Origin of the sequence: Synechococcus sp. W70.1, assembly GCF_047461515.1 — a bacterium.
Lineage (GTDB): Bacteria > Cyanobacteriota > Cyanobacteriia > Thermostichales > Thermostichaceae > Thermostichus.
Genome location: NZ_JANSHH010000025.1, coordinates 1 through 21,146 on the forward strand (window position 1 = coordinate 1; position 21,146 = coordinate 21,146).

Annotated in this window: 18 protein-coding genes, 2 tRNA genes and 1 pseudogene; 9 read left to right on the forward strand and 12 right to left on the reverse strand. The window is 59.7% G+C overall.

The annotated features are described in order from the left end of the window. The 6 genes and pseudogenes from NW808_RS05650 to NW808_RS05675 all read right to left on the reverse strand — a co-directional run. Positions 1–556, reverse strand: a pseudogene (locus NW808_RS05650) (hypothetical protein); the annotation flags it as partial. 231 nt (positions 557–787) lie between these two features. Beyond that, entirely contained in the window at positions 788–1,429 is a 642-nt protein-coding gene (locus tag NW808_RS05655) for a hypothetical protein (protein ID WP_414420568.1), read from the reverse strand. 138 nt (positions 1,430–1,567) lie between these two features. Then, complete coding sequence (locus tag NW808_RS05660; protein WP_414420569.1) at positions 1,568–1,963, reverse strand: hypothetical protein; 396 nt, start codon at positions 1,961–1,963, stop codon at positions 1,568–1,570. A 48-nt stretch (positions 1,964–2,011) separates the two neighbouring features. Beyond that, positions 2,012–2,518 carry a pentapeptide repeat-containing protein gene (locus tag NW808_RS05665; RefSeq protein WP_011430277.1) on the reverse strand — a complete coding sequence of 169 codons (507 nt, stop codon included), beginning with the start codon at positions 2,516–2,518 and terminating at the stop codon, positions 2,012–2,014. Positions 2,519–2,690: 172 nt separating this feature from the next. Next, positions 2,691–4,793, reverse strand: coding sequence for a hypothetical protein (locus NW808_RS05670; protein ID WP_414420570.1), 2,103 nt, complete (start codon positions 4,791–4,793; stop codon positions 2,691–2,693). Positions 4,794–5,045: 252 nt separating this feature from the next. Beyond that, a complete protein-coding gene (locus NW808_RS05675; protein WP_414420571.1) occupies positions 5,046–7,385 on the reverse strand; it encodes a hypothetical protein in 2,340 nt (779 codons plus the stop codon). Positions 7,386–7,783: 398 nt separating this feature from the next. Here NW808_RS05675 and NW808_RS05680 point away from each other — a divergent pair, with 398 nt between their 5' ends. From NW808_RS05680 to gatA, 6 genes are all read left to right on the forward strand, one after another. Beyond that, positions 7,784–8,083 carry a ferredoxin gene (locus NW808_RS05680; protein WP_414420572.1) on the forward strand — a complete coding sequence of 100 codons (300 nt, stop codon included), beginning with the start codon at positions 7,784–7,786 and terminating at the stop codon, positions 8,081–8,083. A gap of 137 nt (positions 8,084–8,220) precedes the next feature. Then, complete coding sequence (locus NW808_RS05685) at positions 8,221–8,538, forward strand: hypothetical protein (protein ID WP_414420573.1); 318 nt, start codon at positions 8,221–8,223, stop codon at positions 8,536–8,538. Between the two features lie 70 nt (positions 8,539–8,608). Next, positions 8,609–9,247, forward strand: coding sequence for a Uma2 family endonuclease (locus NW808_RS05690; RefSeq protein ID WP_414420574.1), 639 nt, complete (start codon positions 8,609–8,611; stop codon positions 9,245–9,247). Next, positions 9,238–9,310: transfer RNA gene (locus NW808_RS05695), tRNA-Ala, on the forward strand. Before NW808_RS05690 ends, NW808_RS05695 begins: the two co-directional genes overlap by 10 nt. 76 nt (positions 9,311–9,386) lie before the next feature. Continuing rightward, positions 9,387–9,746, forward strand: a complete 360-nt coding sequence (locus tag NW808_RS05700; protein WP_414420575.1) for a hypothetical protein — start codon at positions 9,387–9,389, stop codon at positions 9,744–9,746. A 45-nt stretch (positions 9,747–9,791) separates the two neighbouring features. Further along, positions 9,792–11,291: an Asp-tRNA(Asn)/Glu-tRNA(Gln) amidotransferase subunit GatA gene (gene gatA, locus NW808_RS05705; protein ID WP_414420576.1), complete on the forward strand. Its 1,500-nt coding sequence runs from the start codon at positions 9,792–9,794 to the stop codon at positions 11,289–11,291. On the opposite strand, the gene psb28 is transcribed toward gatA, so the two are convergent. From psb28 to NW808_RS05720, 3 genes are read right to left on the reverse strand one after another with little or no spacing between them, the layout of a single operon-like run. Next, the gene (psb28, locus tag NW808_RS05710) at positions 11,288–11,602 is read right to left on the reverse strand and encodes a photosystem II reaction center protein Psb28 (RefSeq protein ID WP_414395904.1); all 315 of its coding nucleotides are present in this window, start codon (positions 11,600–11,602) and stop codon (positions 11,288–11,290) included. The two genes, gatA and psb28, sit on opposite strands and share 4 nt — an antisense overlap. Positions 11,603–11,628: 26 nt before the next feature. After that, entirely contained in the window at positions 11,629–12,801 is a 1,173-nt protein-coding gene (locus NW808_RS05715; protein WP_414420577.1) for a glycerate kinase, read from the reverse strand. Between the two features lie 44 nt (positions 12,802–12,845). Further along, positions 12,846–13,241, reverse strand: coding sequence for a DUF760 domain-containing protein (locus NW808_RS05720; protein ID WP_414395907.1), 396 nt, complete (start codon positions 13,239–13,241; stop codon positions 12,846–12,848). A gap of 49 nt (positions 13,242–13,290) precedes the next feature. Between NW808_RS05720 and NW808_RS05725 the strand changes: the two genes are divergently transcribed. Further along, on the forward strand, positions 13,291–13,452 hold the full coding sequence (locus NW808_RS05725) for a hypothetical protein (RefSeq protein ID WP_414420578.1): 162 nt from the start codon (positions 13,291–13,293) through the stop codon (positions 13,450–13,452). Here NW808_RS05725 and gyrA read toward each other — a convergent pair. Next, complete coding sequence (gene gyrA / locus NW808_RS05730) at positions 13,426–15,939, reverse strand: DNA gyrase subunit A (protein ID WP_414420579.1); 2,514 nt, start codon at positions 15,937–15,939, stop codon at positions 13,426–13,428. The two genes, NW808_RS05725 and gyrA, sit on opposite strands and share 27 nt — an antisense overlap. A gap of 197 nt (positions 15,940–16,136) precedes the next feature. On the opposite strand from gyrA, the gene NW808_RS05735 reads away from it, so the two are divergent. After that, positions 16,137–17,828, forward strand: a complete 1,692-nt coding sequence (locus tag NW808_RS05735; protein ID WP_414420580.1) for a SulP family inorganic anion transporter — start codon at positions 16,137–16,139, stop codon at positions 17,826–17,828. A 52-nt stretch (positions 17,829–17,880) separates the two neighbouring features. After that, positions 17,881–18,696 carry a DUF6671 family protein gene (locus tag NW808_RS05740; RefSeq protein WP_414420581.1) on the forward strand — a complete coding sequence of 272 codons (816 nt, stop codon included), beginning with the start codon at positions 17,881–17,883 and terminating at the stop codon, positions 18,694–18,696. A 487-nt stretch (positions 18,697–19,183) separates the two neighbouring features. On the opposite strand, the gene NW808_RS05745 is transcribed toward NW808_RS05740, so the two are convergent. Then, positions 19,184–20,764 (reverse strand): iron uptake porin, encoded by a 1,581-nt coding sequence (locus NW808_RS05745; protein WP_414420582.1) that lies wholly within the window; start codon positions 20,762–20,764, stop codon positions 19,184–19,186. A 285-nt stretch (positions 20,765–21,049) separates the two neighbouring features. Next, positions 21,050–21,121 (reverse strand) — tRNA-Val (locus NW808_RS05750). Positions 21,122–21,146: the final 25 nt, after the last annotated feature.

A 21,146-nucleotide genomic window follows, 5' to 3' on the forward strand; every position in this document is an offset into this window, starting at 1 on the left:
GTGTCGGCGTGGGCTCGCTGAAGAAGGTATCCAACTGCCGTTGGGTGACGCTGACACCGCTGAGCTTCAGAGTATTGGCAAGGAAGGGATTGATCTTACTGGCCGTCGGCGGAAAACCTGTTGAAATTGCCGCAAACAAAACCGCCGCATCCTTGCAGTCCACCACCCCGTCGTCAGTAAAGTCGGAAACAGAGGGCTTAAGCGGCTCGCCCAACCCCGTCACGTCGGCATCCCTAATTGGCCCCACCTTGAGCGTGTTATTGACAAAGTTAACAATCTTCCCGGAGTCGTTGGTGTTGAGGGTGCAGGCGGCAAAAAGGACTGCCGCATCCTTGATGGTGACTGAGGTCTTTACCCCGTCGTAGTAGAAAGCAATGCTCTCAGAGCCCTGCACTGCTGCTTCTGGCGCCTGAGCTGAAATTGTCGGGGGAAGCTGAGTAACAGCCGGAGGATCCGAAGTAAGGGAACAAGCCGCCACTCCTCCTGCGAGGGAGGAAGCCAAAATCAAGGGAGCTATCGGGTGACGAAAGCGGGATTTTGAGTTGCGGGAAGCCATGGCAGATCTCCTTCAAAAACTTGCTGGGGTCAACGTCTTTAGCAAGAGCTGCCCAGCTCACCCCAGGGAAGCAACAACACAAACCTGGATACCCTAATGTCAAGAATACCCCAGAGGACACTCAAAGAGCACAGCGACGGTGCCTTTCCCAAAGCTGAAGAAGAAGACAACCGGTTGCCATCTAGCACCTCCTGAATGGAAACCGATTGCCCTTCTAGGGCCAGCCCCAAGCTAGTTCACCGAAATGGCAGGGCCAAAGTTGAAGTAGGTGGTGCTGCCAGGGTTGGTGGTGTTGTCAAAGGTGCTAAGGGTAGTACCGCCGACCGTAATCGGCCTAGGTGAAGGAATGGCGGGAGTCACCCGGATCTGGCCACCAAAGGGGATGGTAAAGGAAGTGGGGAAGATAGCCACATCTCCAGACACCGAGGTGGAGGTGGCAATTACTGTGCCATCTGCTTGTCGAATGGTTACTGTGGCCCCTGCCGGCAAGCCCGGGATCGTAATCCGCGGGCCAGCAGGAGTGGGCGTGGGGGTGGGTGTCGGTGTCGGCGTGGGTGTTGGAGTTGGAGTGGGCGTGGGAGTAGGTGTCGGCGTGGGCGTAGGCGTCGGAGTTGGTCTAGGGATGGGTGTCGGAGTGGGCGTTGCCGTGGGTGTGGGGGTCGGAGTTGGCGTGGGGGTGGGTGTTGGAGTTGGTGTAGGGGTTGGAGTGGGCACAGGTGTTGGTGTGGGGGTCGGAGTTGGCGTGGGCGTGGCAACCGTGAGAGGATCCCTTGAGGAAGAGCCACAGGCCACCACTAGCCCGGCCAGAGCAGCAGACAATACCAACGAGGCCAGGGAAAAATGCCGCCTATGTGGGAAGTTGCGCTTAGACATTCTCTGACCTCCAGCAAAGTGAGTAGGAATTAGGACAGCGGTTGCAGTCTTGGCCCAGTATCGGCCAGCTTGGGGAAGAACTAACGGGTATTATTCCCTAACCCTAGCCCAGAAGGAAGAGGATCCACAGCTCTGGGCCTAGTCTTGGCTCAAGAGGTAGTTGATGGCGCGGTTTTGCTGCTCAACCACCTGGCGCAGCTCGGCAATGCTGGCCCGCAGCTCAGCGATGGACTCCCTAGTTTGGGCAATGGCTGCAAAAACTTGCCCAATCGCCTCTGTGTTTTGGGCAATGACTGCGAAAAGACGCTCAATGGCCTCTGTGTTCTGGACAGTAACTGTGGAAACACGCCCAATGGCCTCTGCGTTCTGACCAATGGCTGCAAAGGCTTGCCCAATGGCCTCTGCGTTCTGGGCGGTGGCTGCAAAAAGACGCTCGATGGCTTCTGTATTCCGGGCAGTGGCCTGGGCAGTGGCCAGGGTCTGCTGGGCCAGGACTTCCAAGATGGCCTCCACCCGCTCCAACCGCTCCGACATGGGGTTCCCTACACCGGCTTAGGATCCCATTCTAGCCGGATCCCTGGCCTACCAGCGGCAGGGGCCGCGCTCCCCATCGGGGCAGATGGTCTCCCCGTCCGTCAGCGCCCCCTCCAGCTTGGCCCCTTTGAGAATTGCCCCCCTGAGGTTGGCCCGCCGCAGATCCGCCTCCTGCAAATTGGCCCCTGTCAAGTCGGCCTCAGCCAGGCTGGAGTCGGGAAACCTGGCTTTCTGCAAGTTGGCCCGCCGCAACTTGGCCCCGTTGAAAGCGGTGTTTTCCACATAGGCCCCCGCCAAATTGGCCCCCGACAGATCCGCCTGCAGGAAGACTCCCCCCTGCACCAGCGCCTCGCCCAGATCAGCGCCGGCCAGCTTGGCGTTAGCGAGCACCACCCCAATCAACTGGCAGCCGGAGAGATTCTTGCCCTTGGCCGCCAATACCTCCTCCGCCGTTACCTGGCGGGCATTGACACATAGAGAAGGGCCCCGCGCCCTGCCGGAACAGGCTGCCAGCGCCAGTCCTACCCCCAACAGCCAGACAATCCTTTTGGCCATACTCACCTTTTCCTGCAAGCTGGTGCTAGCCTACCACAATTCCTCTCCCGCCGTTGCAGCCCGACTTCCCGGAAAGGGGCAAGGGGTGGTTGTGTCGGCAATGCAGAGCACCGGGGCCTACAAAAAAGCCCCCCTGGGGGGCAGGGGGGGAAACAGCTTCCAGCGTCAGTTACTACTGAACAACTTTTCCTCCTCCAAAGGTTCCCAAAAAGGTGTTATTGACAAGAGCATCAGAGGCGAGGTTTCTGGAACCTTTAACTCCAATTGAGTTACCGGAGCCAATAAAAGTGTTACCTTCAACTCTGCTCTGCTCACCTCGGACGTCGATACCTATGGCCTCATTCCCAGGACCAGCCGGGCCACTATTCACAGTGATGGTGGAGCCGGCAACCGAGGATGTGCGAGCCTCGGGTCGGATTAGGATACCTGTACTGGCTTGCGCGTGCCCGTCGTTAGTCATATCCACCGTCAAGCCCGTAACAGTCAGAACCCCCTTGGAATCGATCAAAATGACAGGGTTGTTAGCCGCGTTATTAATATCAATAGTCCGAACTCTGCCACCGATAATGCTGAGGTTGACATTGGCATTATTACTCCTAATGCCAACGTTATTCGCACTATCATCATTCACATCAACCCTCACATCCCTAAGGATATGGGAGCCAGCTCCCGCAACATCCACGCAGACACCAGCCCCACTACACTTGACATCCACACTGGCTAGCCCAGCCGTTGGATCATTGATTGTTATTGCCGGTCCACCGACGTTGGTGAGAATGTTGATATCCTGCAGCTTGTAGCCCTTGTTCAGGGTCAGTGTTTTAGTATTAGTCGCCAGATCCAACGTAAACGTCTTCGGGAATGGAGCTTGCAGCACCGTTACCGAGCCGGCCAACAAATTCGGTGTGACAATGTTAACATTAGGCCGCTCAGTATTGGTTCCACCCAAAATAGTAACCACCACGTTATTGCCCGCGTTGGCCACCGCCGCCACTCTCGAACCTGGATTTTGGTTAATGTCCAAAACAGCCTCAACAGTCTGCCAAGGCTGGGCCGCTGTGCCCGGGAAGGCGTTGTTCCCATTCACAGGATCGATGAAGAAAGTCGTATTCGAGATGGGGGTAATGGTTACCGGCAGGTTGAGCTGACCCAACGGCCCCGCATCCAAGAAAACCGATTGCGCTCCTGGAACGGCCCTCTGTCCAGCGTTCACCAAAACCGTCTGGTTGATGTTGAAGTTGGCCGGCGAAAAGATCAGGGAAGCCGGAGTGGTGGCCAGGTCAGACGTAGAAGTCGTCACCGTTACCGTCACCGGCGCTGTCGGGGCTTTGGCCAGCTTGACCGTAAACGACGCTGCCCCATTGGCAGGAATGCTCAGGCTGGCAGGATTCACCACAAGGTTGGTCGATTGGTCAACCGTAACATTGACCACTCCATCCGCATAGCCCGGAGCAGAGAACTTGACGGTGCCAGTCGTGCCTGGGGCCGCCGTGCTGCCCACCGTCACCGTGCCGCTGAAAACAGTGGGAGCAAAAGTCAGGGTCGCTGGGGTAGCTGTAATGCCGCTAGAAGGCGTCACCGTTACTGTCACATTCCCTGTTGGCGCACTGGGCAACGACACCGTCACGCTTTGGCTGGAGCCGCTCGGCAGCTTCAAACTGTCAGGGGTGACCTGGAGTGCATTGCTCGTCGGCGTGGGCGTGGGCGTAGGCGTGGGCGTGGGCGTCGGGGTCTGTGTTGCTGAAGTCTTGAAGAAGGTATCCAACTGAGTTTGAGTAACATTCACCCCGGGAAGCTTCAGGGTGCCGGACAAAAAGTCGTTAACCCTGGCCGCAGGCGCCCCCGTGCCCAACGTGGCTACGGCAAACAGCACCGCCGCATCGCTGCAGTCAACTCTGCCGTCGCCCGTGAAGTCAGAGATAGCGGGCTTCAGCGGGTCACCTAGCCCAGTGACATCAATCTCCTTAATCGGCCCTGCTTTAAGCGTGTTGTTGACAAAACCTACGATCTTGGTTGTGTCGCTAGTGTTGAGAGTGCAGGCGGCAAAAAGGACTGCTGCGTCCGTAATTTTGACGGAAGTCTTCGTCCCCTCGTAGTAGAAGGAGACACCCTCAGCCGTAGCCGCTTCAGGAGCCTGGACAGAGATGCTCGAGGGAACCTGCGTAACAGTGGGTGTATCGGCAGAGCAAGCGGCTACCACCCCGGTTAGAGAAGAAGCCAGCGCCAAGGAAGCCAGCGTGGAACGCAAGCTGTGCTTGAGGTTACGGTTAGACATCGTCGTCGAATCTCCCAGAAAAAGACTCTACAACCGGTTGAAGCCTTGGCCAGCGCAGCCCGACTCACTCCAGGTGAACTCACGAAGCCTATCTGTCAATAAGCTTACCCAGACAGCGGCCAAAAATACAACAGGAAAACTTCTGGACAGGGAGATGCGCAAGCCAGGCGAGCTGGAGAAAGCGACCTGCCACCACCAAGCAACTCCGTCAGCCCAATAGCAGCAGGCCGCCGTTGCCAGACTAGACAAGAGCTAGTTCGCGGTCACGGTAATGGCAGGCCCGAAGTTGAAGTAGGTGGTGCTGCCAGGGTTAGTTTCGTTGTCAAAGGTGCCAAGGTTAGTACCGCCGACCGTAATCGGCCTAGGTGAAGGAATGGCGGGAGTTATCCGAATCTGGCCACCAAAGGGGATGGTGATGGATTGTTCTTGGAAGATAGCCTCGTCTCCAGCCACGGAGGTGGACCTGGCAATCTCGGGGGTACCTCCTGGCCCCGTCACCGTCACCGTCGCGTTGGCAGGCAGGCCTGGGATAGTGATCCTCACACCGCCAGGCTGAGGCGGAGGCGGAGGAGGTGGCTGCCCGTCTCCAGGCTGAGCTGGCGGCGCGCCTCCAGGCCGGAACTGCAGACTGGCCCCTGGGCCGAAGCCCACTGCCGAGCAGAGGGCATCCGACACCCTGCCAAAGACAGTAGAGGTGAAAGGAGCTAGTTGCTGTTGCTGCTGTTGCTGCTGTTGCTGCGGGCTATCCAAGAAGTTCTGAAGGTTGCCCGGGGCTCCCGTCAAGCTTTCTTGGCGACCGCACACGACAAAGCCAGGAATGGGCGTGGGCGTGATGGTGTTGTTGAAGAAAGCCTTGAGAATGGTGCCTTCTCCGCCCAGCGCCCCCGCCGCGGTTGGCGTGAGGTCAAGACCAGGACGAGCGTAGACGGCCGCCCGAACGCCTTGGAGGCGGAAGGTGTTGCCCCTCACCGAAGCCGTGGCGAAAGGAACCCGCGTTCCCGGTTCCAGAGTCTGCCGATCCACAATGGCCGCAATGAAGTTCGGGCTGCCAATCGCAGGCTCAAAGGTGTTCTCGCGAATGGTTACCGCGTTTGAATCAGCCGCCACCACATGTACGCCAGCAACGGTGAAGCCGCGCAGCAGGTTTCCGTAAACCTCCGCCTGCGAGAAGTCGCAGATTTGCACAGAGACGTAGGGACCCGCCGGACCCGCCTGCGTAGGAGGCCGCGTGAAATCGTTGAAGGAGACTTTTACGTTGCGGGTGGTGAGGTTGGCTAGGTCACACTCGCCAATGGCTACTTGGTAAGCTGCAGCCACCCCACCAGCAGCGTCCGGATCTGGGGAAATGCCAGTAATCCGGAAGCCGTTGCCCTCCGTTCCGCCCAACGTGGCATCAGCGGCCAGGATCTTGACTGACTGCACTGTGCTCGTGCCATCAACGGAGTTCAAGGTCAAGCCAGGCTTGTCGGCAGGCAGAACAATCTCGCCCTCATCCTCAAAGGATCCAGGACCAGCCGTTACTGTCTGGTTAGGACCTGCTGCCTCAGCAATGGCGCGGGTAATGGAGAGGTAAATGTTGCTGGTGTTGCTGTTAAACACCAAGCCCGTGTTTCTAGCAACGATGTCACGGCGCTCCACGGCATTGAGGCCGCTGCCTCGCTCGTCGCGAATGGCGTAGACGTTAGCCGTTGGGGTTCTGGGAGTAATGGTGTTGCCAGCAAAGGCCACCAAGCTCAGCCCTGTAACGGCAGGCTCAATGAAAATAGCCGCCGAGCCCGCACCCACATCCTGCGGCACCAAGTTAATCAACTGAGTTTGCACGCCATCGGGAGCTGCGGCGTAGCCCAAGAAGATGTTGTTGTTCTCCACCCGCAGGTTGATGCCTGCGTTGTCGCCGGCAATGCGAATACCCGCTGAGTTAGCTGCGCCAGCCACAAAGAGGTTGGAGCGGGTTACTGTCAGGTTCTTAGAGGTGACGCCAGCAGCAGCTGAGCCAAAGCCAATGGCTACCCCACGGGAAGCTGGAGTGGTTACTGTGGGGAAGAGAACGATGTCAACGCCCGTAACAGTAACTTCTGTGGCCTCCTCAGCGTTAATGCCGTACTCAATCGGTGCCAGGGAGCGGGTGTTGAGAATGCTGAAGTTCTCCAGAACAACGCCACTGGCATTGCTAGTGACCTGAACAGGAGCGCCGCTCTCTGCACCCACCACAATAGCATCGCCCACCAAGCCAGTGGCACCGCGCACCGTAACGTTGCTGCGGTTGATCACGATGTTCTGGCGATAGACGCCTGGCTGCAGGACAAGCGTGAGAGGCTGGGTGCGATCAGAAGTGGCGATAATCCGGTTAATGTCGGTTTCGGGCGTAACTCTAACTGTTCCTGCTGGCGGGGTTGGCGTGGGAGTCGGCGTAGGAGTTGGTGCTGGGGGAGGCGGGGGAGGCGGGGGCGGCGGGGGCGGAGGCACCGGCACAGTTGGGCTAGTACTGCTTTCACCGCAGCCCGTTAGAATCACGGGCAAGAGCACCACGGCAGACGCCAAGGTCAGAGAACCAAGTGACTTCAGCAGCCACCTCTGCATTGTTCCGTTCATTTTTCTCCTCTTAACCAAAAAAGTAGGGTTCGGCTGAACACTTCCCTTACCTTACCCGATCACCTGACCTGAAGCAACTCAAGGCCTCAGGCTCGACGGTCGGGTGGGAGACGCATACACGCCTGTTCGGCGCTTGCTCTAGCTACTTCGTAAATCATACCGTCAGATCTGCCCAACTTGGCAAGTCTTGCCCTTTTTTTCTGGGATCCCTGAGGGCCTGGTCAAGGCCGAGCCCTGCCCCCACAGAGTGGCCCTGCCGAAGGAAGGCTCTGGAAGGGCGGGTGATCCCTTTGTAAAAAATCCGAAGATCTGCCTACTTCCTTACCAAATAGTGCTTGATCCGGAGCAGAAGGGTGGCAGGATGAGGAGTGGACGTTTTTTCTGGAGACCCAAGCAGGATGACTGTCTACAAAGTTCGGTTGATCAACGAAGAGCGGGGCCTGGACGTCACCATCAATGTGGCGGACGACGAGTACATTCTGGACGTGGCGGAGGAACAAGGGATCGACCTGCCCTACTCCTGCCGCGCCGGAGCCTGCTCGACCTGTGCTGGCAAGCTGGTGAGCGGCACGGTGGATCAAAGCGATCAATCCTTCCTGGATGACGACCAGATCGCCCAGGGCTATGTGCTGACCTGCGTAGCTTACCCTACCTCTGACTGCACCATCATCACCCACCAAGAAGAAGCCCTTTACTGATCGAGCTTGAGTTTCCGTCCCTACCCTTGGCCCCTCTTCCTAAGGAAGGGGGGTTTTGCTTTGAGCAGCCCCTCTCCCAGAGCGAGAGGTTTAGGGCGGTATGATTTCTGTAGCACCTCAACACCCGCTAGCGATCGATGACACCTGAGCAAGAGCAGTGGCTAATCCGTGCCGTCCAAGAGTTGCAAGCTGCCCAGCAAGAAATGCGCCTTGTCCAACAAAACCAGCAGCTTCTTATTCAGGAACTGCGCGAGGGGCAGGCGATGCTGGCCCAGTTTTTCCGCGAGGCCCTGGATCGCTTTGACGAACGCACCCGGGCTATTGAGCGCCGCACCGAAGCCCTGGAACGCCGCACGGAAGCGTTGGAGCGCCGCACTGACGAGATGGCGAAAGAGATGAGAGAGATGCGGCAAGAGATCCGGGATCTGCGCCGCGACTTTCTGGAACGGCGCTAGCCCAAGCGACCTCTAGCCCCTCTTCCTAAGGGGTTTTATTTTGGAAGGCTAGGATGACAACAGAGAAGTTATGGCTCTGGCCATGGGATCCGTTTCCGCACCCCCAACAGCTCGCCTGAGCTTGGCGGAATACCTTGCTTATTCAGATGGCAGCGACAGCCGCTATGAGCTGGTGGCGGGGGAGTTGGTTCCTATGGCCCTTCCAACCGGACGGCATGTGCAGATTCAAAAGTTTCTCAGCCAGGTTTTCGAGGCAGAGATTGCGCGGCAGCAGTTGCCCTGGACAACAATCCAGGGCGGCCTAGGGATCCAGTCGCCGCGGGGCAACCGCTGGGATACGGTGCGGATCCCGGATGTGGTGGTGCTGCCTTTGCAGCAGTGGCAGGAGATGGGATCCCGAGAGGCGTTGATTCGTCTAGAAGACCCGCCGCCGCTATTGGTGGTGGAGGTGGTGAGCGAGTCCAGCCGGGCAGCAGACTACCGGGCCAAGCGGGCGGAGTACTGCGTCTTGGGGATTGGTGAGTACTGGATTGTGGACCCTTTGGAAGAGAAAGTAAGCCTGCTGCTGCTCTATGAAGGCTGGTACGACCTGCTGGAGCTAAAGGGATCCGAGCGGGTGCCCTCAAAGGTTTTTGTAGAGCTAGAGTTGCAGGCGGGGGAGATCTTGGCTGCCGATTCAGGTTATCCTAGTAAAGGCACGGGGAGTTAGCTCAGTTGGTAGAGCGCTGCGATCGCACCGCAGAGGTCAGGGATTCGAGTTCCCTACTCTCCATCGCCCTCACCCCTGGCCCCTCTCCCAGCAAGAGAGGGGTGGTAGGATTTCCTTATTCCGTAGTGCTTCAGTAACCATGACACCTGAGCAAGAACAGTGGCTGATTCAAGCCATCCAAGAGTTGCAAGCCTCCCAAAGAGAGCTGCAAGCCTCCCAAAAAGAGTTGCAAGCTGCCCAGCGGGAGCTGCGCCTTGTCCAGCAGAACCAGCAGGTTTTGATTCAAGAGCTGCGGGAAGGACAGGCGATGCTGGCGCAGTTTTTCCGCGAGGCCCTGGATCGCTTTGACGAGCGCACCCGGGCTATTGAGCGCCGCACCGAAGCCCTGGAACGCCGCACGGAAGCGCTGGAGCGCCGCACTGACGAGATGGCGAAAGAGATGAGAGAGATGCGGCAAGAGATCCGAGATCTGCGCCGCGACTTTTTGGAACGGCGGTAGCCCAAGCCCTCCAATTGGCATTTGCCCTTCCTTGCAAGTTGGTCTATGTCTGTCATCCGCACCCTCCACCGCCAGTTGGTAGCCAAAGAGCGCTCTGCCGAGGAGATTGCCCGCGAATACCTAGATCGCCTGCACCAACTGGAGCCGCAGCTTAAGAGCTTCATTACCGTCACGGAGGAGCTGGCCCTGCAACAAGCTAGAGCCGTGGATGCCCGCATTCGCGCCGGGGAGGAGATCGGCCCTTTGGCCGGGATCCCCTTGGCTGTCAAGGACAACCTCTGCACCCAAGGGATCCGCACCACCTGCGCTTCCAGGATCCTGGAGGGGTTCATTCCACCCTACGAGTCGACGGTGACGGCGCGGCTGGCAGCAGCCGGCATGGTGATGGTGGGCAAGACCAATCTGGACGAGTTTGCCATGGGCAGCTCCACGGAAAACTCGGCCTTTCAGCGCACGGCCAACCCCTGGGATCTGACGCGGGTGCCGGGGGGATCCTCGGGGGGGTCGGCAGCAGCGGTGGCGGCAGACCAAGCGGTGGTGGCCTTGGGATCCGATACGGGGGGATCGATCCGCCAGCCGGCAGCTTTTTGTGGCGTGGTCGGCCTCAAGCCTACCTATGGGCTGGTCTCCCGCTATGGGCTAGTGGCCTTTGCCTCGTCTTTGGATCAGGTGGGGCCCTTTGGGCGCACGGTGGAGGATGTGGCCCTGCTGCTGCAGGGGATTGCCGGCCACGACCCCCTGGACTCCACTAGCCTTAGGGTGGAGATCCCGGACTATAGCCAGGCCCTGATCCCCGAGATCAAAGGCTTCAAGATTGGAGTCATCCGCGACCTGCTGGGAGAAGGGTGTGGGGAAGAGACCCGCGCTGCCGTGCAAGCAGCCATCCAACACCTAGAGGAGCTGGGGGCCGAGATCCTGGAGATTGACTGTCCCAGCTTTCGCTATGGCCTGGCTACCTATTACATCATTGCCCCTTCGGAAGCTTCTTCCAATCTGGCCCGCTACGACGGGGTCAAGTACGGCCTGCGGGAGCCTGCCGACTCCCTCTTGGCTATGTATGGCAAGACGCGCGCCCGTGGCTTTGGGCCGGAGGTGAAGCGGCGCATTATGCTTGGCACCTATGCCCTCTCAGCCGGCTACTACGACGCCTATTACCTAAAAGCTCAAAAGGTGCGCACCCTAATCAAGCAGGATTTCCTCAGGGCTTTTGAGAAGGTGGACGTATTGGTCAGCCCCACCACCCCCACGCCAGCCTTCAAAGCGGGGGAGCGGGCGGATCCTTTGAGCATGTACCTGTGCGACCTGATGACAATCCCCGTCAATTTGGCGGGCTTGCCAGCGCTGAGCTTGCCCTGTGGCTTTGCCGACGGCCTGCCCATTGGCCTGCAGATCATCGGCAACGTCTTGCAAGAGAGCAAGGTGCTGCGGGTGGCCTATGCCTACGAGCAGAGCACTGACTGGCACAAGCGCCGCCCCCCGCTACCGCAGCCCTCGGTTGAAGAGGCGAGGGGATCCAAGGCCAAACACCAGTCCGGCAGAATTTAGGCCCTGCCCATCTGGTGAGTTGCCGAGAAGCGCTCCATAAAGCGCAGGAAGCGCTCCCACTCGGCTTCGGTTTCCATGTCGTAGACTACCTCCAGGGCTTTGAATTCCCCGTTGAGGAACTTGGCCGTGATGTTGCGGGTAGTTAGCTCCCCCTCCTCGTCAATCATCCGCATGCCGAGGATGTTTTGCGTATCTGTCTTCAACTCCTCGAAGCGAAAAATGGCAGATCCCCGGCTGCCAGTCTTGGATTTCAGCAGCCGTACCTGGGTGGGTACTTCCTCAATGCCGGGAGAAAACTCAATTCTGGCCATGGCTTCCTAGAGTTACGATTCAAGCATTATAGCTGGCAAAAGGTCCGCAACTCTTGAGCAGCCAGCTGCTCTAGGTAATGGCTGGCCTGGCGCTGGGCTTCAGCTACATCCGGGATCCAGTCACAGAGAGCGCCTACCCGGATGGGGTGGGACTCGACTGCCAAGTCGGTGCGGGCGGCGGGGGAGGCCTGGCCACAGAGAATCAAGAGAGGCTTCTGGGCTGCCCTAGCCTGCTGCAGCACCACCCCTACCACTTTGCCCATGGTGCTTTGTTCGTCAAAGCGGCCCTCGCCGGTGACCACGAGATCAGAGCGACGGATGCGCTCCGCCAGGTTCAACTGCTGAGCCAAAAGCTGGATCCCGGACTCCAGGGTGGCCCCCAAAAAGGCCACCAGCCCTGCTCCTAACCCACCGGCAGCGCCAGCACCAGGGATCCCCTCCACTGCCCGACCCAGGTCGCGCTTGACCACTTCAGCCCAACGCTGCAGCGCTTGCTCCAATTGCTGCACCTGCTGGGGGGTGGCTCCCTTCTGAGGGGCAAAGACGGCGGCTGCCCCCAGCGGGCCGGTGAGGGGATTTTGCACGTCGCAGAGGCTGCGGATGCGCTTGCCCTGCCAGACCGGCTGCTCAGGTGGCTCGATGCGTGCCAGCCGGGCCAACTCTCCCCCGCCCCAGGCAAGAGGATCCCCCGCTTCATCCAAGAGGCGATAGCCCAAGGCTTGGGCCATGCCTGCTCCTGCATCCACGGTGGCGGATCCCCCCAGCCCTATCCAGATCTCGGCAACGGGCTCCCGACAGGCAACCCGCACCAACTCCCCCAGACCGTAGGTGGTGGTGCGGGTAGGATCCCGCCGCTCGGGGGGTAGCAAGGTCAGGCCCGCCACCTGGGCTATTTCCAGCAGCGCCCGCTTCCCTGCCACCCCGTACTCGGCCCAGACGGGATCCCCTAGGGGGCTAGTGACCCATAGGCCTTTCTTCTCGCCCCCTAGCGCCGCTAGCCATACTTCCAGCGTGCCCTCTCCCCCATCGGCTAGGGGGAGCAGCTCCACCTCCGCCTCGGGCAAGACCTGGCGGAGGCCCCGGGAGATGCTCTCTGCGGCGGCCTTAGCCGTCAGGGATCCCTTGAAGCTATCCGGGCAGACTAAAATTCGCCGCAGCGGGCGGCTGTGCTGGGATGCCTTGAATGTCCTTGGTGGCACCAGAGGGTGGACTGAGCTGCGGGCCGACAAAGCCTAGCCCCCGGCTACTGAGCGCTTTCGCCTTCTGCTGGCGAAGGTTGATCCGCGCTGGAGGCCTGGGAGGCGTCGATGGCAGCGGGTGAGTTGCCCAGAGACTGCTCCAGGGCCAGGCGCTGCTCCATCACCCGCAGAAAATAGCCCCCCATCATCGCTCCAGAGAGCATCTTTGCCAAACTTTCACGGTTGGTAACGATTTGAACGCCAAATTGGTCGGACGGCAGACTGCCCAGCAGGCTGCGGATGTTATAGCCCAAGATCTCTAGCACTTCTGGAGAAGAATTGCGGGCAATATCCTGAAAAACGCTGGGATCCTGCGCCTGCAGGTATTGCCAGAGCCGGTTGTTGGGGCTAGGCGTTGGCACAGCCTCAAAGCCAGGAATGAAGTTGATTGGGCTGGACATGGAGTTACCAAGCTCCCCAAACACAGCAACTAAAGCCCAACGGGATGGCTTGCCTGATCCGTCAGGCTCTTGCCGCTCCCCCAATTTGGGCTATGCCCAGCTTACCACCTACACCTTGCCGCCCTCGGTACGGGATCCCACCCTTTTGAGGCGGCAAATGCCGTACCTAAAAGCAGCCGGAGCTCTAGGGCGAGGGATCCCCGACAAATGAGGCCGGCACCACGGTTACCCCGACGATGCTGTCCTCGGGATCCAGGCGCTGCACCAGCACACCCGTTGCCTCGCGGGACTGGGCAGGAATGGCCTTAGCCAGCTGGCGCATGACCATGCCCCTGGCAGTGACCAAGAGGATCTCGTCCTCGGCATTGACGATGCGCAGGGCCGCTAGCTCATCCGACGCCTGGCGGAACTTGGTGGCGATCACCCCCTTGCCGCCACGGTTTTGCTGGCGGAAATGGTCAATGGCCAAGCGCTTGCCCCGACCTTCCTTGGTGATGACCAGCACCCAGGGATTGGCTAGCCGCTCTCCCTCTTGCTCAGCAGCCCTCACCGACTCGGCAGAGAGAATATCCATGCTGACGATGGCGTCGCCGGCGTTGAGGGTAATGGCCCGCACACCGCGAGCCGGCCGCCCCAGGGGACGCAGTTGCTCGTCGTCAGCCCGGAAGCGAATGCCCATGCCCTGGCGAGTTGCCATGACCACGTCGTCAGCCGGGCGGGCACGGCGCACCCAGCACAACTCGTCACCTTCTTCAAGAGAAATGGCAATCAGGCCATTGGAGCGAACGTTGGCAAAGGCGCTGAGGGCCGTTTTTTTGATGTACCCCCTGCGCGTGAGCATCACCAGGTATTCGTCCTCGCTAAACTCGCCTACGGGCACCATCGAGGTAACCCGCTCTTCCCGGCTCAGCGGCAGCAACTGGACAATGGCACTGCCGCGGGCGGTGCGGCTCCCTTGGGGGATCTGGTAGGCGGGCAGAGTATAGGCCACCCCCTGATTGGTGAAAAAGAGAAGGGTGTCGTGGCTGCAACAGGCAAAAAATTGGGCAATGGCATCGTCTTCTTTGATGCGGGCGCCAGCCTTGCCGCGGGTAGCTCGTCCTTGCACCCGAAACTCTTCGAGGTCCATGCGCTTGATGTAGCCCTGTTCCGTGAGGAAGATGACCATCTCGCGGTTTTCGATGAGATCGGCCACCTCCAGCTCACTGTCCTCCAGGCAAAAGCGGGAGCGGCGCGGGCTCCCAAAGCGGGCTTTGAGCTGCAACAGCTCCTCGCGGATAATCTGCATCACCCGTTCCCGCCGCGTGAGAATGTCCCGCAAATCGGCAATTTGCCGCAGCAAGTCCTCGTGCTCGGCCTGGATCTTCTCGGCTTCCAGGGCCGTGAGGCGGCGCAGTTGCATTTGGAGGATGCCTTCGGCCTGCACTTCACTTAGCCCCAGTTGGCTCTGCAGCTCGGTTCGGGCGGTGGCAGGATCAGCTGCTTCCCGAATGAGAGCAATGACCCGATCCAGCTGCCCCAAAGCCACAAGGTACCCCTGCAACAGGTGAGCTCGCTCCTCGGCTTTCTGCAGCTCGTGGCGGGTGCGCCGCTCGATGAGCTCTACCCGAAAGTCCAGAAAAGTCTGGAGCGCGTCCCGCAACGTCAAGGTGCAGGGCCTGCCGTTGAGGATGGCCAGCATGTTGACCCCAAAGCTGGTCTGCAGGGGGGTCTGTTTGTAGAGGTTGTTGAGCACCACCTGGGGCTGGGCATCCCGCTTCAGCTCAATGACTACCCGCATGCCCCTGCGGTCGCTCTCGTCGCGGATGTCGGCAATGCCCTCCAGTTTTTTCTCATTAACCAACTCGGCAATTTTTTCAATCATGGCTGCCTTGTTGGTCTGGTAGGGCAGCTCGGTGATGACAATGGCCTCCCGCGCCGGCCGGCCCGGCTGCTCGAGGGTTTCGATGGTGGCCACGCCGCGCAGCGTGATGGAGCCGTGCCCGGTGGCGTAGGCTTCGCGGATGCCCTCCTGGCCCAGGATCAGCCCGCCCGTGGGAAAGTCTGGCCCAGGGATCCACTGCATTAACTCCAGGCTGCTCAGGTTGGGGTTTTCGATGAGGGCAATCAGGCCGTCCACCAGCTCTCCCAGGTTGTGGGGGGGAATGTTGGTGGCCATGCCCACGGCAATACCGGAAGAGCCGTTCAGCAGCAACTGCGGGATCCGCGCCGGCAGCACCAGCGGCTCTTGCTGGGATCCGTCGTAGTTGTCGACAAAGTCAACGGTGTTGGCGTCGAGGTCCTGCAGCAGGGCTTCTTGGGCAAAGGCCGTGAGACGGCACTCGGTGTAGCGCATGGCCGCTGGCGGATCGTTGTCAATGGAGCCGAAGTTGCCGTGCCCATCCACCAGGCGCTCCCGCATGGAGAAATCCTGGGCCATGCGCACCAGGGCCTCGTAAACTGCCTGATCCCCGTGGGGATGGTATTTCCCGATTACATCCCCCACCACCCGAGCGCACTTGCGAAAGGGCCGATCCGCCGTCAGGCCCAACTCGTACATGGCATAGAGGATGCGACGATGCACCGGCTTGAGGCCATCCCGCGCGTCTGGCAAAGCCCTCCCGACAATAACGCTCATGGCGTATTCCAGGTAGGACTGCGTCATCTCCCGCTGCAGGTCAGTGGAGATGATGCGCGCGGCCAACTCATTGTCGCTCATGGGATGGGAAGAATGCCAGTTAGCTTGACGCAGGCAAGGTAGCCCTAGTCTCAGTCTACCATCGGCCTTGTGAGGAGCTTCCCGCCGAGGCTGCTCGGGGATCCCTGAAGAAGTTCATAGGTAAAAGTCTATTCTCTAACTTAGCCTTAGGGTAACCCTCAATGATAGGCTGCCTATAGCGTTGAGAGTGGCAAGGTATGGTACAGGCTGGCGGAGGCAATCTTCTAAGGGGCTGGCGTCAGCGTTTAAGTCTAGAAAACTGGCGCGGGGATCTCTTCGGTGGCCTGACGACGGCAATTGTGTCCTTGCCAATGGCCCTAGCCTTTGGAGTAGCTTCCGGGGCGGGGCCAGTGGCAGGTCTTTACGGGGCGGTGTGTGTGGGCTTTTTTGCGGCCCTGTTCGGCGGTACCCCCACCCTCATCTCCGAGCCCACCGGGCCGATGACGGTGATGATGACAGCAGTCATTGCCAAGGTTACCGCCCGCTATCCCGAGCAGGGGCTGGCGCCGGCCTTCACGGTGGTCATGCTGGGGGGGCTGTTTCAGATCGTGTTTGGATCCCTGAAGCTGGGCAAATACATTACCCTCATGCCCTATAGCGTTATCTCTGGCTTTATGTCGGGGATTGGCTGGATCATGATTTTGCTGCAGATCCCGCCGCTGTTGGGCCACGCTAGCCAGGGGGGAGTCATCGGGGCCGTGCGGAACCTGCCGACCTACCTGCTCAACCTCAAGGTGCCGGAACTGGGGTTAGGTCTGCTAACGCTGGCAATCCTTTTTGGCTATCCCAAGCCTTGGCGGCGGGCGGTGCCGCCCCAGCTGGTGGCCCTGGTGTTGGGAACGTTGGTGGCCAGCTTGTTCATGGCGGATTGGGATTTGCGGCGCATTGGCCCCATCCCCACCGGCTTGCCGCAGGTGCAATGGCCGCAGCTGCCCTTTGCTGCCTTGGCCAGCCTGGTGTTGGACGGGGTGGTGCTGGGCATGCTGGGCTGCATCGATACCCTCTTGACGGCGGTGATTGCCGACAACCTCACGCGCACCCGCCACGACTCTGACCAAGAGCTGATTGGGCAGGGAATTGCCAACCTGGTCTCTGGCTTCCTGGGGGGCTTGCCGGGGGCCGGCGCCACCATGGGCACGGTGGTAAATATCCAGTCGGGGGGACGTACTCCCTTGGCCGGTATCCTCCGCGCCCTCATCCTCTTGATGGTGGTGCTGTTTGCCGCTCCCCTGACCCAAGGGATCCCGATGGCCGTGCTGGCGGGGATTGCTTTCAAGGTGGGGGTGGACATCCTCGACTGGAGCTTCCTGAAGCGGGCCCACCGCCTCTCCCTCAAAGGGGCAGCCATTATGTACGGGGTGATGTTCATGACCGTGTTTGTGGATCTCATCGCCGCCGTGGGAGTGGGGGTGTTCGTGGCCAACTTGCTCACCATCCAGCGCCTGAGCGAGCTTCAGTCGGAAGAGGTGAAAGCCATTACCGATGCGGACGATGCCGTAGACCTCACCCCGCGGGAAAAGGAATTGCTGCGCCAGGGCCGCGGCCAGGTGCTGTTGTTTTACTTGAGCGGCCCGATGATCTTCGGGGTTTCCCAGGCCATTTCCCGCCAATATCAGGCGGTAGCCTCCTGCCAAGCTTTGGTGGTGGACCTATCGGATGTGCCGATGCTGGGGGTTTCGGCGACCCTCTCCCTGGAAAATGCCATTCGCGAGGCCCTAGATCGCGGCAAACAGGTGTGGATCGTCGGCGCCAGAGGCCGCATCCGGCAGCGCTTGGAAAGCCTACGTTTGCCCCTACCGGCGGAGCGGTTTGTGGAAAGCCGAGAGGCCGCTTTGGCCGAGGCCGTTGCCCACTTGGGCTTGGCGGCAAAACCCAGCCCCCTAGTTTGAGCCATCTCGACTTGCCCGAGGACAAAAGCTGTAGGCTTTTTGCAGCACCTCTATGGACTGGAAGGGTCGGATTGCCTACTTGGCAACCCTGCATCGCAAAGAGGAGGTGATTGCCCCTCTCTTGGCCGAGCATCTGGGGATCCAGGTGCAGGTGATACCTCTAGGCACCGACCAATTCGGCACCTTCTCGCGGGAGCGCCCCCGGCCAGGGGATCCCCTCCACACCCTACGTCTAAAGATCGAGAGAGCCCGCCAAGCTTACCCTGCCCCCTTGGTTTCGGCCAGCGAGGGATCCTTCGGCCCCCATCCCCAGATCCCTTGGATGCCTTGGAACCAGGAATGGGTCATGCTCAAGGTTTTTGAATCCGGCGCGGATCCCTTGGAGCTGATGGGCTATGCAGAAAGTACCCCAACCAATTTCAGCCATCGCTGGGTGCAAAGTTTTGCGGAAGCGCTTGACTTTGCCCAAAAAGTTGGTTCCCCCGAGCATGCCCTGATCGCCCTCGACCAGCCGGAAAACCCCCAAATCCACAAAGGGATCCAAGACGAAGCAACCCTGAGGCAGGTGGTGGAGGAGCTGCTGGCCCGGCAGCAGGGGCTGCACCTGGAAACCGACATGCGGGCCCTGTACAACCCAACCCGCCTGCAGGTCATCGCGGCAGCCACCCAAAACCTCATTGCCAAAGCCCAAAGCCTCTGCCCAGCCTGCGGCACTCCCGGCTACTGGCGCATCCGCCCCCTGGCAGGCTTGCCCTGCGGCCAGTGTGGTGCTCCCACCCCTGTAACCAAGGCATGGGTGTATGGCTGTGCCCGCTGTTCCCACACCCACACCGAGCCTGTGGCAGAGACCTGGGCAGATCCGGCTTAGTGCCCTTTTTGTAACCCCTAGCTTCCCGGCGCCCCCTCCAACTTCCTCAATGGATCCCAGGGCGAGGGCTCTCCTCTAGTCCTTGATTCACTGGACAATCAGCCACTTTGTGGCATGACCAACCTCCTGCCTTGACGGAGATGGGCTGAGCTAGTAGGCTTGCGAGTACATCTTTTCTGGTAGGCACTTTGCCTAGGCTAAAGTTGGCTCCGTCTTTAGCCGGTGTGCCTTATGGGGGCTCGTAGCACCTACCTGCAGCTCGCGGGGAAGTGACGCCTGTGGAGATCCCTCTGGCGGGGTGGTAGGGGTAAACTCTGCCACTAGCTACGGGTCGTGAAAGCAGGAAGAAAGCGTCAACCTGGAGCAAAAGTCCGCTTTTGTCCAGCGTTGTATAAGTCTTTCAGAGCGGCAAGGCTTGGGAAGCAAAAAAGGGATCCGTCGCCGCGGATCCCTAAGTTGTTTTTAACCTAGGCAGGACAGCAAGGGGTTAGAAGGTAAACACTGCCCGCAGAGCGCCCACACCAATGGTTGGGTCGTTGTCTCCTGGCCTGCCGCCGTTGGGGTTGCTTACAAAATAGGCAGCAGGTGTCAAGGTAATGTACTCATTGACCGGGAAGCTGTAGTAGACGTCCACTACGAAGGGGCGGGTATCCCACACGCCAGAATTGTCAGTGGTCACGATTGGCTGGCCGAAGACCACACCACCTTTGGCACCCTCCACGAACAGATCCGGGAAGACAAAGCCAAACAGCCAGCCGTTGAAGCCTTCGTCACCTGGATCGATAGTGCCAGCCGGTACCACATTAGGCAGGTTGTAATCGACATTGCCAGCGGTGAACCAGCCGGACACCGTAATCCGTGGACTTACATCCCACTTAGCGGCCACCGTAAAGGCATTGACCTGCGCAGAGGTGGTTACCTCATTCCGGCGCAGCGGCCCTCGGAAGAGGTTACTGCCGGTGGCCAAGAAGCTGGGGCCTTTTGTGGCATCCTGCAGATAGGTGGTAGCAAACTGCAGGTAGAACTCCAGCTCTTTTGTAGGCAAAAAGCCCAGCTCCACCGTGTGAGCGCTGTCGTTGCCCGTCAAACCGCTGTCACCAAAGCCTCTGCCTAAGTCCTGGGCGCCGCGAGTGCTGTAGGCGTAGGCTAAGCGAAGCTGGTCGCTGAGACGATAGCGGAAGCCAAACAGCGTTCCACTAGGCACATCTCCCGTGGATTTGGGAAGGTCGGCAAATTCAGAAAGGGCGTCGAAGGGAACGCTGTATTGAAGGACGCTGGACACCCCTGTGCCCGTGATGCCGGCGTAGATGGTGGCAGCGCGGTCAAAGGCAGGGAACTGATAGAGCAACTGGGCCAGTGTGAAGGTGCCACCGCCACCCCCTTGGAAGCCAACGCCTGGATCCCCAGAGAAGAAGGCGGTTACCGCATCGCGAGCCTGCAGGCGGATGCGCAAACGGTCGCGGCCAGCAAAGGAGGCGTCGAAGTTCAGCCGCACCCGATAGGGCAGGGTCATGTTGGCTTGGTCCTGCTCAGCCACAACCCTTCCCCCAACAACCCGATCCTCTGTCAGGGCGCTGCCCAGAATAGCCGTAATCACCTCGGCATTCAACTTGGTAACCGGGTTGAAGACCTTGCCTTTGAGGTCGTTAATATCGGCCTCTGCTGCCTCTACCCGCCCCCGTAGAGCCGCCAGCTCAGCCGCAAACTCCTCCTGCAGCCGCTGCAGCGTAGCCAAGTCCTCTTTGGAAACCTTGTCGGCCAGCCCAGCAGCGATCAGCTCGTTGATGCGATCCAAGCAGGCGTTCATCCCAGCGGCAAACTCATAGCGGGTCATGGCCCGGTTGCCGCGGAAGGTGCGGTCGGGGTAGCCGGCAATACAGCCGTAACGCTCGACCAGAGATTGCAGCGCCTGGAAAGCCCAGTCAGTAGGCTGCACATCCGAAAGTTCAGAGATGGAGGTGACAGGCCCCGTCGCTTGGGCATAGGCCACCCCAGGGGTCAAGACTGCCGCTGCACCTAGAGTCCCAGCCAGCAGCGTTTTCCAGTAGTTCGCGTGTTTTGCGGGCATGTTTCTCTCCTTGTTCTCTGTCCTCACACCTGTCTTGGCTGTAGCAGTGCCTTCTAGAAGTAACAGGCCGTCTACCTCGAGAGCGAGCCTGACAATTGCGGACTTTAGAAGAACAACATAGTACAGCCCCAGTCCATACCGTCTACCACTTTACACACTTTTTGAGCCAGACTCAATGCGAGATCCCCAGGGCTAGATAATTCAGGCTCCACACCCATTACTCTACCCCAGGGATCCGGCCCTGGCTAGCGGGTGTATCCCCCAAGCTGCCAGCCTGGATGAGGATGGGCGGTACCGGACTCGAACCAGTGACATCCTGCTTGTAAGGCAGGCGCTCTACCGCTGAGCTAACCGCCCTTGGGGATCCCGGCTACTGAGTTTA

Bases quoted from the DNA above. Each gene is read 5' to 3' on its own strand.
- NW808_RS05655 (WP_414420568.1), bottom strand. From the start codon at position 1,429: ATGTCTAAGCGCAACTTCCCACATAGGCGGCATTTTTCCCTGGCCTCG.
- NW808_RS05660 (WP_414420569.1), bottom strand. From the start codon at position 1,963: ATGTCGGAGCGGTTGGAGCGGGTGGAGGCCATCTTGGAAGTCCTGGCC.
- NW808_RS05665 (WP_011430277.1), bottom strand. From the start codon at position 2,518: ATGGCCAAAAGGATTGTCTGGCTGTTGGGGGTAGGACTGGCGCTGGCA.
- NW808_RS05670 (WP_414420570.1), bottom strand. From the start codon at position 4,793: ATGTCTAACCGTAACCTCAAGCACAGCTTGCGTTCCACGCTGGCTTCC.
- NW808_RS05675 (WP_414420571.1), bottom strand. From the start codon at position 7,385: ATGAACGGAACAATGCAGAGGTGGCTGCTGAAGTCACTTGGTTCTCTG.
- NW808_RS05680 (WP_414420572.1), top strand. From the start codon at position 7,784: ATGACTGTCTACAAAGTTCGGTTGATCAACGAAGAGCGGGGCCTGGAC.
- NW808_RS05685 (WP_414420573.1), top strand. From the start codon at position 8,221: ATGACACCTGAGCAAGAGCAGTGGCTAATCCGTGCCGTCCAAGAGTTG.
- NW808_RS05690 (WP_414420574.1), top strand. From the start codon at position 8,609: ATGGCTCTGGCCATGGGATCCGTTTCCGCACCCCCAACAGCTCGCCTG.
- NW808_RS05700 (WP_414420575.1), top strand. From the start codon at position 9,387: ATGACACCTGAGCAAGAACAGTGGCTGATTCAAGCCATCCAAGAGTTG.
- gatA (WP_414420576.1), top strand. From the start codon at position 9,792: ATGTCTGTCATCCGCACCCTCCACCGCCAGTTGGTAGCCAAAGAGCGC.
- psb28 (WP_414395904.1), bottom strand. From the start codon at position 11,602: ATGGCCAGAATTGAGTTTTCTCCCGGCATTGAGGAAGTACCCACCCAG.
- NW808_RS05720 (WP_414395907.1), bottom strand. From the start codon at position 13,241: ATGTCCAGCCCAATCAACTTCATTCCTGGCTTTGAGGCTGTGCCAACG.
- gyrA (WP_414420579.1), bottom strand. From the start codon at position 15,939: ATGAGCGACAATGAGTTGGCCGCGCGCATCATCTCCACTGACCTGCAG.
- NW808_RS05735 (WP_414420580.1), top strand. From the start codon at position 16,137: ATGGTACAGGCTGGCGGAGGCAATCTTCTAAGGGGCTGGCGTCAGCGT.
- NW808_RS05740 (WP_414420581.1), top strand. From the start codon at position 17,881: ATGGACTGGAAGGGTCGGATTGCCTACTTGGCAACCCTGCATCGCAAA.
- NW808_RS05745 (WP_414420582.1), bottom strand. From the start codon at position 20,764: ATGCCCGCAAAACACGCGAACTACTGGAAAACGCTGCTGGCTGGGACT.